15 protein-coding genes are annotated in these 13,865 nt (G+C 58.2%); 7 read left to right on the top strand and 8 right to left on the bottom strand.

The features are described from left to right. Window positions 1-91 precede the first annotated feature (91 nt). The 7 genes from VMP31_RS16765 (at window position 92) to VMP31_RS16735 (ending at window position 9,219) form a co-directional block, all read left to right on the top strand. Complete coding sequence (locus VMP31_RS16765) at window positions 92-1,480, top strand: aspartate aminotransferase family protein (RefSeq protein WP_325508840.1); 1,389 nt, start codon at window positions 92-94, stop codon at window positions 1,478-1,480. Between the two features lie 146 nt (window positions 1,481-1,626). Next, on the top strand, window positions 1,627-2,721 hold the full coding sequence (locus VMP31_RS16760) for a polyamine ABC transporter substrate-binding protein (RefSeq protein ID WP_325508839.1): 1,095 nt from the start codon (window positions 1,627-1,629) through the stop codon (window positions 2,719-2,721). A 68-nt stretch (window positions 2,722-2,789) separates the two neighbouring features. Continuing rightward, on the top strand, window positions 2,790-3,881 hold the full coding sequence (locus VMP31_RS16755; protein ID WP_325508838.1) for a polyamine ABC transporter substrate-binding protein: 1,092 nt from the start codon (window positions 2,790-2,792) through the stop codon (window positions 3,879-3,881). A 53-nt stretch (window positions 3,882-3,934) separates the two neighbouring features. Next, on the top strand, window positions 3,935-5,077 hold the full coding sequence (gene potA, locus VMP31_RS16750) for a polyamine ABC transporter ATP-binding protein (protein WP_325508837.1): 1,143 nt from the start codon (window positions 3,935-3,937) through the stop codon (window positions 5,075-5,077). Between the two features lie 26 nt (window positions 5,078-5,103). Continuing rightward, a complete protein-coding gene (locus VMP31_RS16745) occupies window positions 5,104-5,985 on the top strand; it encodes an ABC transporter permease subunit (RefSeq protein ID WP_325508916.1) in 882 nt (293 codons plus the stop codon). Between the two features lie 82 nt (window positions 5,986-6,067). After that, on the top strand, window positions 6,068-6,967 hold the full coding sequence (locus VMP31_RS16740) for an ABC transporter permease subunit (protein ID WP_325508836.1): 900 nt from the start codon (window positions 6,068-6,070) through the stop codon (window positions 6,965-6,967). A gap of 302 nt (window positions 6,968-7,269) precedes the next feature. Next, window positions 7,270-9,219, top strand: coding sequence for a DNA topoisomerase III (locus VMP31_RS16735; RefSeq protein ID WP_325508915.1), 1,950 nt, complete (start codon window positions 7,270-7,272; stop codon window positions 9,217-9,219). Between the two features lie 147 nt (window positions 9,220-9,366). On the opposite strand, the gene VMP31_RS16730 is transcribed toward VMP31_RS16735, so the two are convergent. The 8 genes from VMP31_RS16730 to VMP31_RS16695 all read right to left on the bottom strand — a co-directional run bounded on the left by VMP31_RS16730 (window position 9,367) and on the right by VMP31_RS16695 (window position 13,707). Next, window positions 9,367-10,002 (bottom strand): Crp/Fnr family transcriptional regulator, encoded by a 636-nt coding sequence (locus VMP31_RS16730; RefSeq protein WP_325508835.1) that lies wholly within the window; start codon window positions 10,000-10,002, stop codon window positions 9,367-9,369. Between the two features lie 358 nt (window positions 10,003-10,360). Next, window positions 10,361-10,726, bottom strand: a complete 366-nt coding sequence (locus VMP31_RS16725; protein ID WP_325508834.1) for a cupin domain-containing protein — start codon at window positions 10,724-10,726, stop codon at window positions 10,361-10,363. Between the two features lie 135 nt (window positions 10,727-10,861). Further along, window positions 10,862-11,377, bottom strand: a complete 516-nt coding sequence (locus VMP31_RS16720; RefSeq protein ID WP_325508833.1) for a GNAT family N-acetyltransferase — start codon at window positions 11,375-11,377, stop codon at window positions 10,862-10,864. After that, on the bottom strand, window positions 11,374-11,688 hold the full coding sequence (locus VMP31_RS16715; RefSeq protein ID WP_325508832.1) for a DUF2834 domain-containing protein: 315 nt from the start codon (window positions 11,686-11,688) through the stop codon (window positions 11,374-11,376). Before VMP31_RS16715 ends, VMP31_RS16720 begins: the two co-directional genes overlap by 4 nt. Window positions 11,689-11,780: 92 nt before the next feature. Beyond that, window positions 11,781-12,230, bottom strand: coding sequence for an SRPBCC family protein (locus VMP31_RS16710; RefSeq protein ID WP_325508831.1), 450 nt, complete (start codon window positions 12,228-12,230; stop codon window positions 11,781-11,783). A 77-nt stretch (window positions 12,231-12,307) separates the two neighbouring features. Then, complete coding sequence (locus tag VMP31_RS16705; protein WP_325508830.1) at window positions 12,308-12,688, bottom strand: hypothetical protein; 381 nt, start codon at window positions 12,686-12,688, stop codon at window positions 12,308-12,310. Between the two features lie 75 nt (window positions 12,689-12,763). After that, a complete protein-coding gene (locus tag VMP31_RS16700; RefSeq protein ID WP_325508829.1) occupies window positions 12,764-13,303 on the bottom strand; it encodes a hypothetical protein in 540 nt (179 codons plus the stop codon). A gap of 86 nt (window positions 13,304-13,389) precedes the next feature. After that, window positions 13,390-13,707, bottom strand: coding sequence for an antibiotic biosynthesis monooxygenase (locus tag VMP31_RS16695; RefSeq protein WP_325508828.1), 318 nt, complete (start codon window positions 13,705-13,707; stop codon window positions 13,390-13,392). Window positions 13,708-13,865: the final 158 nt, after the last annotated feature.

Raw genomic sequence — 13,865 nt, 5'->3', positions numbered from 1 at the left:
CAAGTGGCTGGCGTGGGTGATCCCTGCGCCAGTCACTGCCAAGAATTTTTATCGGGCTGCAACGTGCAGCCTGTGTAAGCAAGGTGTCGTTATGAACAGTCAAGTGACCAACCCGAAAACCCGCGAGTGGCAGGCCATGAGCCGCGAACACCACCTCGCGCCGTTCAGCGATTTCAAACAGCTGGCGGAAAATGGGCCGCGCATCATCACCAAAGCCGACGGCGTGTACCTGTGGGACAGCGAGGGCAACAAGATCCTCGACGCCATGGCCGGGCTCTGGTGTGTGGCAATCGGCTATGGTCGTAAGGAACTGGCAGACGCCGCCGCGAAACAGATGCAAGAGCTGCCCTACTACAATATGTTCTTCCAGACCGCCACGCCGCCGGCCCTGGAGCTAGCCAAGGCAATCGCCGAGCTGGCCCCGCCAGGCATGAACCATGTGTTTTTCACCGGTTCGGGCTCGGAAGGCAACGACACCATGCTGCGCATGGTGCGCCATTACTGGGCGATCAAGGGCCAGCCAAACAAGAAGGTCATCATCAGCCGCATCAACGGCTACCACGGTTCCACCGTGGCTGGCGCGAGCCTGGGCGGCATGAAATATATGCACGAGCAGGGCGACCTGCCGATCCCGGGCATTGTGCATATTCCGCAGCCGTACTGGTTCGGCGAAGGCGGCGATATGAGCCCCGAGGCATTCGGTATCTGGGCCGCCGACCAGCTGGAGCAGAAGATTCTCGAAGTCGGCGAAGAGAATGTCGCCGCCTTTATTGCCGAGCCGATCCAGGGCGCGGGTGGGGTGATTATTCCGCCGGACAGCTACTGGCCGCGCATCCGCGAAATCCTCGCCAAGTACGACATTCTGTTCGTCGCCGATGAAGTGATCTGCGGTTTCGGTCGCACCGGCGAGTGGTTCGGCAGCGACTATTACGGCAACGCCCCGGACATGATGACCATCGCCAAGGGCCTGACCAGCGGCTATATCCCCATGGGCGGCCTGATCGTGCGCGACAGCGTGGTCGAGGTGCTCAACCAGGGCGGTGACTTTAACCACGGTTTCACTTATTCCGGCCATCCGGTGGCTGCTGCTGTAGCCCTGGAAAACCTGCGCATTTTGCGCGAGGAAAAGATTGTCGAGCGGGTCAAGGCAGAAACGGCACCCTACTTGCAGAAACGTCTGCGTGAGCTGGCCGATCACCCTCTGGTGGGTGAAGTGCGCGGCGTTGGCATGCTCGGGGCCATCGAACTGGTTCAGGACAAGGCCAGCCGCAAGCGTTTCGCCGGGTCTGTGGGTGTGGGCATGCTCTGCCGCAGGCACTGCTTTAATAACGGTCTGATCATGCGCGCCGTGGGCGACACCATGATCATTTCGCCGCCCCTGGTGATCAGCAAGACCGAGATCGACGAGCTGCTGGAAAAGGTCCGTCTTTGCCTGGACCTGACCGCCGCCGAGGTCCTCGGCCAGGCGCAGGGCATTTAACGGTTTCAAGCTGCAATAGCGGAAAGTTGTAAAGAGTGCCGAGACCTTGCCAGACTGCCCCCGTGCGTTGGCCAGGCTCACCGGAGGGTGATGCGGATTGGCCGCTCACCCGCTGGAAAACCAATACGACAACAGGAGCTGTACGCATGAAAACATTCGGCAAAACCCTTCTAGCGTTGTCCCTGGCGGGCGCCATTACTGGCGTTGCCCAGGCCGAGGATAAAGTGCTGCACATTTACAACTGGTCGGACTACATCGCCGAGGACACCCTGGAAAACTTCCAGAAGGAAACCGGCATCAAGGTCGTCTACGACGTGTTCGACAGTAACGAAACCCTGGAAGCCAAACTGCTCTCCGGCCGTTCCGGCTACGACATCGTGGTGCCGTCCAACCAGTTCCTGGCCAAGCAGATCAAGGCCGGTGTGTTCCAGAAACTCGACAAATCCAAGCTGCCGAACTGGAAGAACCTCAACCCTGACCTAATGAAGGCTCTGGACAGTTCCGACCCGGGCAACCTCTACGCTTTCCCCTACCTGTGGGGCACCACCGGCATCGGCTACAACTCCGAGAAGGTCAAGGCTGCCCTGGGCACTGACACCATCGATTCCTGGGATGTGGTGTTCAAGCCGGAGAACATGGAAAAACTCAAAGCCTGCGGCGTCTCCATGCTCGACGCACCGGATGAAGTCTATGGCGCTGCGCTGCACTACCTGGGTCTGCCGCCCAACCCGAGCAACGTCGAGGACGTGAAAAAGGCCGAAGACCTGCTGATGACGGTGCGTCCTTACATCACCTACTTCCACAGCTCCAAGTACATCTCCGACCTGGCCAATGGCGATATCTGCGTGGCCCTGGGTTGGTCCGGCGATATCTTCCAGGCCCAGGCCCGTGCCGAAGAAGCGAAGAACAACGTACCGGTGGGCTATACCATTCCCAAGGAAGGCGCGGCCTCCTTCTTCGACATGATGGCCATCCCGGCCGACGCCAAGAACGTTGAAGAAGCCCACGTGTTCCTCAACTACATCCTCACCCCGGAAGTGATCGCGCCGATCTCCGACTATGTTGCCTACCCGAATGGCAACAGCGCCGCCACGCCGCTGGTGGCTGAGGAAGTGCGCAACAACCCGGGCATCTACCCGACCGAAGAAGCGAGCAAGAAGCTCTACACCTTCACCGAGCTGAGCCCCGCCGTGCAGCGCGCCATCACCCGCAGCTGGACCAAGGTCAAGTCGGGCCGTTAAGCCCGCGCAGCAGTACCTTTCCGGCGGGTTCGCCCGCCGGAAACCCCCAAAACAATAAGGAAGGCGTTATGCGTCGCATCACTCTCCTGGCTGGCCTGGTTGCCGCAGCCCTGGCCGTGCCGTCCGCGCAAGCCGCCGCGCGCGAGGTCAAGGTCTACAACTGGTCCGACTATATCGGCGAAACCACCCTGGCCGATTTCCAGAAGGCCACGAGCATCACCGCCCTGTACGACGTGTTCGACTCCAACGAAACCCTGGAAGGCAAACTGCTGGCCGGCCGTAGCGGCTACGACCTGGTGGTGCCGTCCAACCATTTCCTCGGCAAGCAGATCAAGGCGGGGGCGTTTCAGAAGCTCGACCGCACGCTGCTATCGAACTGGGACAACCTTGACCCGTTGCTGCTCAAGCAACTGCAGGTCAACGATCCCGGTAACCAGTATTCGGTGCCCTACCTGTGGGGCACCAATGGCATTGGCTACAACGTGGCCAAGGTCAAGGAAGTACTCGGCGTCGAGCAGATCGACTCCTGGGATGTGCTGTTCGAGCCGGCGAACATGAAGAAGCTCGCCAGCTGCGGCGTCAGCTTCCTCGACTCGGCCGACGAGATGATTCCCTCGGTGCTCAACTATATGGGCCTCGACCCCAATACCCAGAACGCCGAGGACTACGCCAAGGCCCAGGCCAAGCTGCTGGCGGTGCGTCCCTACGTGACCTACTTCCACAGCTCCAAGTACATCGGTGACCTGGCCAACGGCAATATCTGCGTTGCGGCCGGTTACTCCGGCGACATTCTGCAGGCCGCCGACCGCGCCGAAGAGGCCGGCAAAGGCATCGAAATTGCTTACAGCATCCCCAAAGAGGGGGCCAACCTGTGGTTCGACATGCTCGCCATCCCGGTGGATGCCGGCAACCCGCAAGAAGCCCATGCCCTTATCAATTTTCTGCTCGACCCCGCGGCCATTGCCGGGGTCAGCGATTACGTCGGTTACGCCAACGCCAATACCAAGGCGGGCGAGCTGATGGACCAGGAAGTGCGTAACGACGAGTCGGTGTATCCGCCACAAGCGGTGCTGGACAAGTTGTTTATCTCGGCGGAGTTGCCGGTGAAAGTCCAACGTTTGATGACGCGTAGCTGGACCAAGGTCAAGTCGGGTCAATAATTTCCAACGCCGGGCCGTTGTGGCCAGGCGCTACTTTTGCGGGAGTTTTGGTAATGGCAGTTGCTTCTAGTGCCTATAAAAAGGTTCTTGAGGGGGATCAGAAACCGAAAGAGGTTCTGGTCAAAATCGAGCGTGTGACCAAGAAGTTCGATGAAACCATCGCGGTCGACGACGTATCCCTGACCATCAACAAGGGCGAAATATTCGCCCTGCTCGGCGGCTCCGGCTCCGGCAAGTCGACCCTGCTGCGCATGCTCGCCGGCTTCGAGCGGCCGAGCGAGGGGCGCATCATCCTCGATGGTGTCGATATCACCGACCTGCCGCCCTACGAGCGGCCGATCAATATGATGTTCCAGTCCTACGCCCTGTTCCCGCATATGAGCGTGGCCGACAACATCGCCTTCGGTCTCAAGCAGGACAAGCTGCCCAAAGCCGAAATCGACGCCCGCGTCGACGAGATGCTCAAGCTGGTGCACATGAGCCAGTACGCCAAGCGCAAGCCGCACCAGCTTTCCGGCGGTCAGCGTCAGCGTGTAGCCCTGGCCCGCTCGCTGGCCAAGCGGCCGAAGCTGTTGCTGCTCGACGAGCCAATGGGTGCTCTGGACAAGAAGCTGCGTTCGCAGATGCAGCTTGAGCTTGTCGAGATCATCGAGCGCGTCGGCGTAACCTGCGTGATGGTGACCCACGACCAGGAAGAGGCCATGACCATGGCCCAGCGCATCGCCATCATGCACCTGGGCTGGATCGCCCAGATCGGCAGCCCGGTGGATATCTATGAAACCCCGACCAGCCGCCTGGTCTGTGAGTTCATCGGCAACGTCAACCTGTTCGAAGGCCAGGTGGTGGACGATGCCGAAGGCCACGCGCTGATCGACAGCCCGGACCTGGAACGCAATATCTTCGTCGGCCACGGCGTCAGCACCTCGGTGCAGGACAAGAGCATCACCTACGCCATCCGCCCGGAAAAACTGCTGGTCACCACCGAGCAGCCAAGCTTCGAATACAACTGGTCGCGCGGCACCGTGCACGACATCGCCTACCTCGGCGGCCACTCGGTGTTTCACGTCGAGTTGCCGAGCGGCAAGATCGTCCAGTCCTTCGTCGCCAATGCCGAACGGCGTGGCGCACGGCCGACCTGGGACGACGAAGTATTCGTCTGGTGGGAGGACGATAGCGGGGTGGCATTGCGCTCATGAACATCTCAAGAAGCATTAGCCGCCGCCTGCCAACGGGCCGTCACTTCGTCATCGGGGTGCCCTTCCTCTGGCTGTTCCTGTTCTTCCTGCTGCCCTTCATCATCGTGCTGAAGATCAGCTTTGCCGAAGCCGATGTCGCCATCCCGCCCTACACCGACGTGTACACCTGGGCGGAAAACAAGCTGGCGATCTTTATCAACCTGGGCAACTACATCTTCCTTAGCGAAGATGACCTGTACCTGGCCGCCTACCTCGGTTCGCTGCAGATGGCCGCGATCAGTACCCTGCTGTGCTTGGTGATTGGCTTCCCCATGGCCTACGCCATCGCCCGGGCCGACAAGGAAAAGCAGCTGGTATTTCTGCTGCTGATCATGATGCCGACCTGGACCGCGATCCTGATCCGCGTCTACGCCTGGATGGGCATTCTCAGCAACAACGGCCTGCTCAACGGCGTGCTGCAGGGCATTGGCCTGATCAGTGAGCCGCTGCAGATCCTCAACACCAACGTCGCGGTGTATATCGGCATCGTCTATTCGTACCTGCCGTTTATGATTCTGCCGCTGTTCGCCAACCTGGTGAAACACGACCAGAGCCTGCTGGAAGCCGCTGCAGATCTGGGCTCCAGCCGCTTTAACAGCTTCTGGAAAATCACCGTGCCGCTGGCCAAGAACGGCATCATCGCCGGTTGCATGCTGGTGTTTATCCCGGTGGTCGGCGAGTTCGTGATTCCCGAACTGCTCGGCGGCCCGGAGACCCTGATGATCGGCAAGGTGCTGTGGCAGGAGTTCTTCAACAACCGCGACTGGCCGGTAGCCTCCGCCCTGGCAGTGGTGATGCTGGCGATCCTGATTATTCCGATCATCCTGTTTAACCGTAACCAAGCCAAGGAAATGGAGGGTCGTCCATGAGTCCGTTCATCCGCATGGAGCCGATCATTCTGTTTAACCGGCTCACCCCGCACTGCCGAGCCAAAGAGATGGAGGGCCGACCATGAAGCGTTTCAGTTTCTCCACCTTTATGCTGTGGGCCGGGCTGGTGTTTATCTACCTGCCGATGGTGATCCTGGTCATCTACTCGTTCAACGCCTCGCGCCTGGTAACGGTCTGGGGCGGCTGGTCGCTGAAGTGGTACGTCGGCCTGCTCGACAACACCCAACTGATGAACGCGGTGATGCGCTCCCTGGAAATCGCCACCTACACCGCGATTGCCGCGGTGGCGCTGGGCACCATGGCCGCCTTCGTGCTGACCCGGGTGACCCGCTTCAAGGGCCGCACCCTGTTCGGTGGCTTGGTCACCGCGCCGCTGGTGATGCCCGAGGTGATCACCGGTCTGTCGCTGCTGCTGCTGTTCGTGGCCATGGCCCAGCTGATCGGCTGGCCTGCCGAGCGCGGCGTGCTGACCATCTGGATCGCCCACACCACCTTCTGTTCCGCCTATGTGGCGGTGGTGGTGTCGTCGCGCCTGCGTGAGCTGGACCTGTCCATCGAGGAAGCGGCCATGGACCTGGGTGCCAAGCCCTGGAAGGTGTTCTTCCTGATCACCATCCCGATGATCGCGCCTTCCCTGGCTGCCGGCGGCATGATGTCCTTCGCCCTGTCGCTGGACGACCTGGTGCTGGCCAGCTTCGTCTCCGGCCCGGGCTCCACCACCCTGCCGATGGAAGTCTTCTCCGCCGTGCGTCTGGGCGTGAAGCCGGAAATCAACGCCGTGGCCAGCCTGATCCTGCTGTCGGTGTCGTTGATGACCTTTATCATCTGGTTCTTCGCCCATCGCTCCGAAGAGAAGCGCAAGAAGGCCCTGCAACAGGCCATGGACGAAAGCACTGGTGCCCACCTGCAGAACGGCCCGGACAGCCGCCGCGACCCGTCGCAGATCCACGCCCCCGCTTAAACGGTTGCCTGGGTAAAACAGAAAAGGGTCGCCGCGGCGACCCTTTTTTGTGGGCGTGTCCCGATGATGTGCCTTGCGATTGCACGGCTAACGCGGATAAGTCCCCTCGCCCCTCCGGGGGCGGCCGGCTAGGAGAGGGCTAGGGTGAGGGGCCAGGCCTGCGCCTCCGCCCGAGTCCTGCCCCCATGCAGCTTTCTTCCATCGAACGATTAACTGTACATCCATACAGATTAAGCTTGCCTGAGTCCACGTCACTGCGCATGCTGTGCAGCATCAGCGACAAGGAACCAATGATGGCGGCCATGCGGCTCTTCCTCTGTGAAAAACCTTCCCAGGCCAAGGACATCGCCAAGGTGCTCGGGGCCACCCGGCGCGGCGACGGTTGCTGGCTGGGCAGCAACCTGACGGTGACCTGGTGCATCGGCCACCTGCTGGAAACCGCCCCGCCGGACGCCTACGACGCCCGCTACAAGCGCTGGGTGCTGGCCGACCTGCCGATCATTCCCGAGCGCTGGAAGATGCAGGTAAAGCCCAAGACCGCCGGCCAGTTCAAGGCGGTCAAACGCCTGCTCGGCGAAGCCGACGAACTGGTGATCGCCACCGACGCCGACCGCGAAGGCGAGATGATCGCCCGCGAGCTGGTCGAGCATTGCCGCTACCGTGGGCCGATCCAGCGCCTGTGGCTGTCGGCCCTGGACGATGCCTCGATCCGCAAGGCCCTGGCCGCGCTCAAGCCCGGCGGCGACACCTTCAGCCTTTATCAGTCGGCCCTGGGCCGCTCGCGCGCCGACTGGCTGATCGGCATGAACATGAGCCGGCTGTTCACCCTGCTCGGTCAGCAGTCCGGCTATCAGGGCGTGCTGCCGGTGGGCCGGGTACAGACCCCGACCCTGCGCCTGGTGGTCGACCGAGACCGCAGCATCGCCGCGTTCGTGCCGCAGCCCTACTGGGCCATCGAAGTGCCGCTGCTGGCCGACGACACCGCGTTCAGCGCCCAGTGGCGCGCTGCGCCGCAGGTCTGCGACGAACAGGGCCGCTGCCTCAATCAGGCCCTGGCTCAGGAGGCAGCAACGGCCATGGGCAACGCCGCCAGCGCCAGGGTGGTGCAACTGCGCACCGAGCGCATGCGTGAGCCCGCGCCCCTGCCGTTCGACCTCGGCACCCTGCAGGAAGTCTGCTCGAAGAAGCTCGGTCTCGGAGCCCAGGAAACCCTGGATATCGCCCAGGCGCTCTACGAAACCCACAAACTCATCACCTACCCGCGCAGCGACTGCGGCTACCTGCCGCTCAGCCAGCACGCCGAGGCAGCGGCCATCCTCGTCGCCCTGGGCCGCGCCGATCCCGCGCTGGCTGGCCTGCGCGAACACCTTGAGCCGCAGCGCCGTTCGCGAGCCTGGAACGACGCTAAGGTCAGCGCCCACCACGGCATCATCCCGACCGCCGCCGCGCAACAGCTCGAACGCCTGAGCGGCAAGCCGCGGGCTGTCTACAGCCTGATCCGCGCGCGCTACCTGGCGCAGTTTCTGCCTAATCACGAATACGACCGCACCCAGGCCGACTTTGACTGCGCCGGCCAGGCCCTGCGTGCAGTCGGCAAGGTGATAGTCGAACCCGGCTGGCGGCGCGCCCTGCCCGAAGCCCTGACACCCGCCAAAGGCCGCGAAGCGCCCCCCGCCCAAGCCCTGCCGGCCCTGCGCGAAGGCCAGGACTGCAGAGTAACCGGCGTCACCCTCAAGGATCTCTGGACTCAGCCACCGAAACCCTTCACCGAGGGCGACCTGATCAAAGCGATGAAAAACGTCGCCAAACTGGTCGACGACCCGCGCCTTAAACAGAAACTCAAGGACACCACCGGCATCGGCACCGAAGCGACCCGCGCCGGCATCATCCAGGGCCTGCTCGACCGCGGTTACCTGCTTAAACAGGGCAAGGCCCTGGCCGCCACTCCAGCCGCCTGTAGCCTGATCGACGCCGTGCCCCGCGCCATCGCCGACCCCGGCACCACGGCGATCTGGGAACAGGCGCTGGACATGGTGCAGAGCGGCGAGATGAGCCTGGACGAATTCGTCGCCAAACAGTCGGCCTGGATGAGCAAGCAGGTGCAACGCTGCGCCGGCCTGAGCCTGATCATCAGCGGCCCCGCGAGCCCGGCTGGCGTTCCCTGGAAGGGCAAGCGCAAGCCCGGCAAACGCAAGGCCGCGGCAAGCAAACGCGGCGGGCAGCCAACGTCAGGTCGCGCGGCAAAGGCCTGAGAGCACCCATAACTCGCACGCAGCCAGATGCTTTTGTAGGAGCGGGCTTGCCCGCGAGCCTTTCCCGAGCCGCACTCGGATAGGCAAAGCCACGGCTGCGCGAACTACAGCCCGGAACCGGGCGGATATACCCCTGCAAGCCGGCTGTTACGGCGTTTTCAGCGTCACAGTGGGGATGTCGTCGGTATTCTTGATCACGGGACGCTGCGGCAGGTAATTAAGCAGCAGTTCCGTTTCTTTCTTGACCACCGCGTAGCACTCGCAACTCAGCGCTTCAAGTTTCGAGCGGTCCAGCACCTTGATCAGCCCGCGCGAATAGGAAATCACGCCTAGCTGCTGCAGCTTCGACGCCGCATGGGTCACGCCTTCGCGGCGCACGCCGAGCATATTGGCGATAAATTCCTGGGTCATGGTCAAGTGCCCGTGTGACAGGCGATCCATGGACAGCAGGAGCCAGCGGCACAGCTGCTGGTCGATCGAGTGGTGACGGTTGCAGACGGCAGTCTGAGAAACCTGGGTGATCAGGGCCTGGGTGTAACGCAGCATCAGCATCAGCAACTGGCCGTGACGGTTGAACTCCTCCTTCACCCGTACCCTGGGAAGTCGATAGGCGTAACCGGCGCTCTGGACCAGTGACCGGCTCGGCGTACTCTCGCCGCCCAGAAACAGCGTAATGCCCAGCAACCCTTCATTGCCCACCACGGAGATTGCCGTTGATGCGCCGTTTTCCATCACGTACTGCAGCGAGACGATGGAATCGGTGGGGAAGTAAACGTGGCGCATGGGCCGCCGGGACTCATACAAAAGCGCGCGCAACGGCAGTGGCACTAGCTCTAGGTGCGGAAATAAACGGGTTTGCACCTCGGGCGACAAGGCGGCCAGAAGATGATTCTGCTGAGGCGTGGGTTTGGGCGGGGATTTAGCGGACACTTTGGCGCTCTTGGAGCTAATAAGTAGCTAGAGACTACCCGATCACAGCCGTTTGAGCGCACTTATTATCTCGCGTCCATTCGGCGCATTAACCTACAGACAGCCAGAGGCTGAGCGTTCGCAATAAGACTCGGTTAGGTTAGGTTTAGTCGGTTCGCGATCAAGGGAAGGGGCCGGCTTTGGCCGGCCCGGTGAGTTCTGTCAGCTGCGTTTAAATCCACACATCATTTTGAGCGGTACGCTCACCGTCTTCATGACCCGTATTCAATACACCGCGGGGCTCAATAAGCAGAATTTGCACTTCGCTTTCTGCGAACGGTTTGTGCTCCTTGCCCTTGGGCACGACAAACATCTCACCTTTCGACAAATTGACATGCCCATCCCGGAAGTCGATGCGCAGCTTTCCGTCCAACACAATAAAGGTCTCGTCTGTGTCCTTATGCTCATGCCAGACAAAGTCGCCTTCGATTTTAACGACCTTAAATTGATAGTCGTTCATCTCGGCGATGACCTTGGGTGTCCATTGCTCATCAAAGAGGGAAAGTTTGTTTGCGAAGTTCAGTGCCTCATATTCCATTGCGTAGCTCCTGTCACTGACGATTAATAGCGGGCCGGGCGTTAGCTCGTTGCGATGGGCGAGGCGAACGGCTTGGCGCGTATGTCAGGTTCTGTTAAGCACCGCATGCTCTTTAAGCTCCGCCTCAGGGGGCAGTTATGCCGCATTACGCAAGGCCAGCAGCATGGGCTGCACCATTAGCGACGAACCCGCCCTAAGCTCCTCCAACTGCCCTGTAGGAACAAACCCCGACGCTCTATACAAGCCCACCGCCGCTTCGTTGTTTGTCGTTACCGCCAGCATCAGATGCTTACACCCTCGCCCAGCAGCCCATGCTTTGATTTCACTCAGTAGCGACCTTGCTATACCTTTGCCTCTTAGCGCAGGCGAGGTCCACATCTGATAAAGGTGTGCGGTTTCCAAATCTTCTGCGTGTATCAGCCCCCAGGCAAGGCCCACTGCCTTGCCATCCATCTCTGCGACTAATGGCAAAGCATCCAGGGCTCGCGCTTGCAAATCCAGGCGAGTTTGCCACTCCGCGTCTGAGAATATTGCTTCCTGTTCGTAAGTCGAACCAAAAGCATCGGGCGAATCCTGGAGAGCGCTCAACCGAAGCGACTTATAAAGCGCCCAATCGTTTGGGGTTAATACTCTGATCGTTAAGCCGCTCATTGTTCTGGCCGTGGTGAAAAACCTTTGACCACAAGGTAAAGCAGTGGGCCAATAGAAACGAAAAGGGCAGTAATTAGAATATATGGTGCTACCGATACAAATGACTTGCCGCTAGATTTGTTGTCGTGATACATCCAAATGCAGGCAAGTATAGCCATAATATAAAGGTCGATTACGACTTGCGCGGTGTCCAGGCTTGACATGAGTTGTATGCCAAATTGAAGAAGCGACTGCTCAGCCTGCAACATTGAGAAAATGGTGTACGCAGTAAATAAGATCAACGCCAGCAGTGGTAGTGCGGCTTTTTTCATGGGGCCTTCCGTGGTAATAAAGTAGATGTGACGTTTGGTTAAGGGGCGGGCTTTCGGCCATCCCAGTTAGCGAGGCGAACGGTTTGAAGTTGTTAGGCATGCCGTTCACAGTATGTCTTAAGGCCGATTAACCTTGCCATTACAACTTTCTTAAAATACAGGGATGCAATGTATTCGGAAATTAGTGGGATTGCCCAGGCCTTTATTTTTATCGAGTAGCGGAATTTTGCTCTGGTTGAGTTTTGGCTAAGAGGTTTAAATACCCAGCTACCGCCAAAGCTGTGAATAAATGCCGGACCTTGGGTCATGATAATAGCGGCCGTTGTTGGAGGTGCAACTTGTACAAATTGAACCTCCATTTTTAGACCTGATTTAGCTATTACGAGTGTCTTCACGCCAATACCAACTTCTGTTGCCCCGTCCAAGAGTTCAATTTTTTCAGGGAAGGGATCCCACTGGTACCTAATAGAATAGTCTTGTGATGCCTTATAAACTTCGGCAGGAGATGAGTTGATTGTCAGCTCGCACTCGATTATGGCCATGGCTGTGCCTAACGATTAAGCTAAGGGGCGGGCTTTAGCCCGTCCCAGTGAGCGCAGCGAGCGATTTGAACCACTTGTTAGGCGTTACCCAATGTCTTTGCAATGACAAAACCATAGAAGCCAATTGCAGACACAATGCGCCAGGCTTTGTAACCTTCAGATTGTAACCGAAGGCTATAATTTTGAAGATTATCCTTCCAAAACCTTACTCCATACATGCGGTTCCATTCAGTGATTTCGTTGCCATATTCTTGCATGATGTCAGAGATTTCTATTTCTTCGATATCAGTGATGATGGCGCTCGTAGTATGCGAAAAATTATAAAGCGCAACACTTGAGAACTTTATATGTGAGTCATCGGTTTCTTCTTCGGGGTAGCCATACACCAAATGAAAAGCAATGGTCTCACCACGATCTGATACTTCGTATTTCTTAAGGTGGTAATCGTGATAACGCATAAAATGCCTAACGATAGGTTAAGGGGCGGGCTTTAGCCCGTCCCAGCTCACGACGTGAGCGACTTGAACTTATTGTTATACGCCATTATCGGGAAGCTCAACGGCCTCCATTAATAATAGCGATGGGACAGGCGTTAGCCCCAATGCCTTTTCGACAAGTGAGATTATTTCCTCAAGATCTTTGATAACCCGATTGGCATCTAAGTGGTCGATAATCTTTTGCCATTTTGGTTTTGGCCAATTCTGAGGGTTAGCATGCTTCTCTTCATCGTAGGGTAAGTACTCAGTTTCGGCGTGTGCTAACTCGTTTCTTAATTCCATAACCTTTTTAAAGGTCTGAAATGGGCTTTTGCCGTAGTCTGGCTCAATTTTTGCCACTTCGCACAGGAACGCCATTTTTCCTGTTGGGCTAAGTTTAGGCTTTAAGTGTTCATCCCATGTTTGGCAGGCATAATGTCCTGCGTGATTCAGAAACGACTCATATGTGAATGCTGCAAAAATATATAAAGATAGTTGTTGCGAAAGTTTTGCCTCTGAAAAGTCTACATCTCTTTTTAACGACTCAATTGAGGCGTAAAGGTATCGAAAGCTGTAATAGGCTAACTTCTTGGCCATGCCGAACTCCGTGGCGTATAACGATTAAGCTAAGGGGCTGGCTTTAGCCAGTCCCAGTGAGCGAAGCGAACGATTTGAGCGCCTTGTTAGATGCCGTAATCACGCTCGACCTTGGATATTCTTACTTTGAATGATGAGTACCATTTCTCATGCCCGGATTTTTGAGCCTGTTTGTGCTCGATATTGGCCTTCCAGTTTTTTATTGATTCAAGATCAGACCAATATGAAACAGTGATGCCTAGATCTTCTCTCGCAGACTCGACACCTAGATAGCCGGGCTGCTGGGCTGCAAGTTCAACCATTTTAGTTGCCATATCACCATAGCCGTTATCACCATCTGTACGGTGAGAAGTAAAAATAACGGCGTAGTAAGGTGGTTTTGGTGTTGCTGCGATTATCGACATGGTTTTTCCCGCAGGCATCTAACGTAGCTGTAGAAAAACCCCAAGAACACTCAACCCTTCAACCCCCGCGGCACTTTTTTGAAGAAGCCGGGCAGGTATCGGGACATGGTTGTTCTGGGGATAGTGAAGTTGCTCTGGCCATCCTATAGCGCATATTG

The organism is Pseudomonas sp., from assembly GCF_035512415.1.
Lineage (GTDB): Bacteria > Pseudomonadota > Gammaproteobacteria > Pseudomonadales > Pseudomonadaceae > Aquipseudomonas.
Note: the sequence above shows the minus strand (reverse complement) of the source record. Positions and strands in the feature narration are given on the sequence as shown.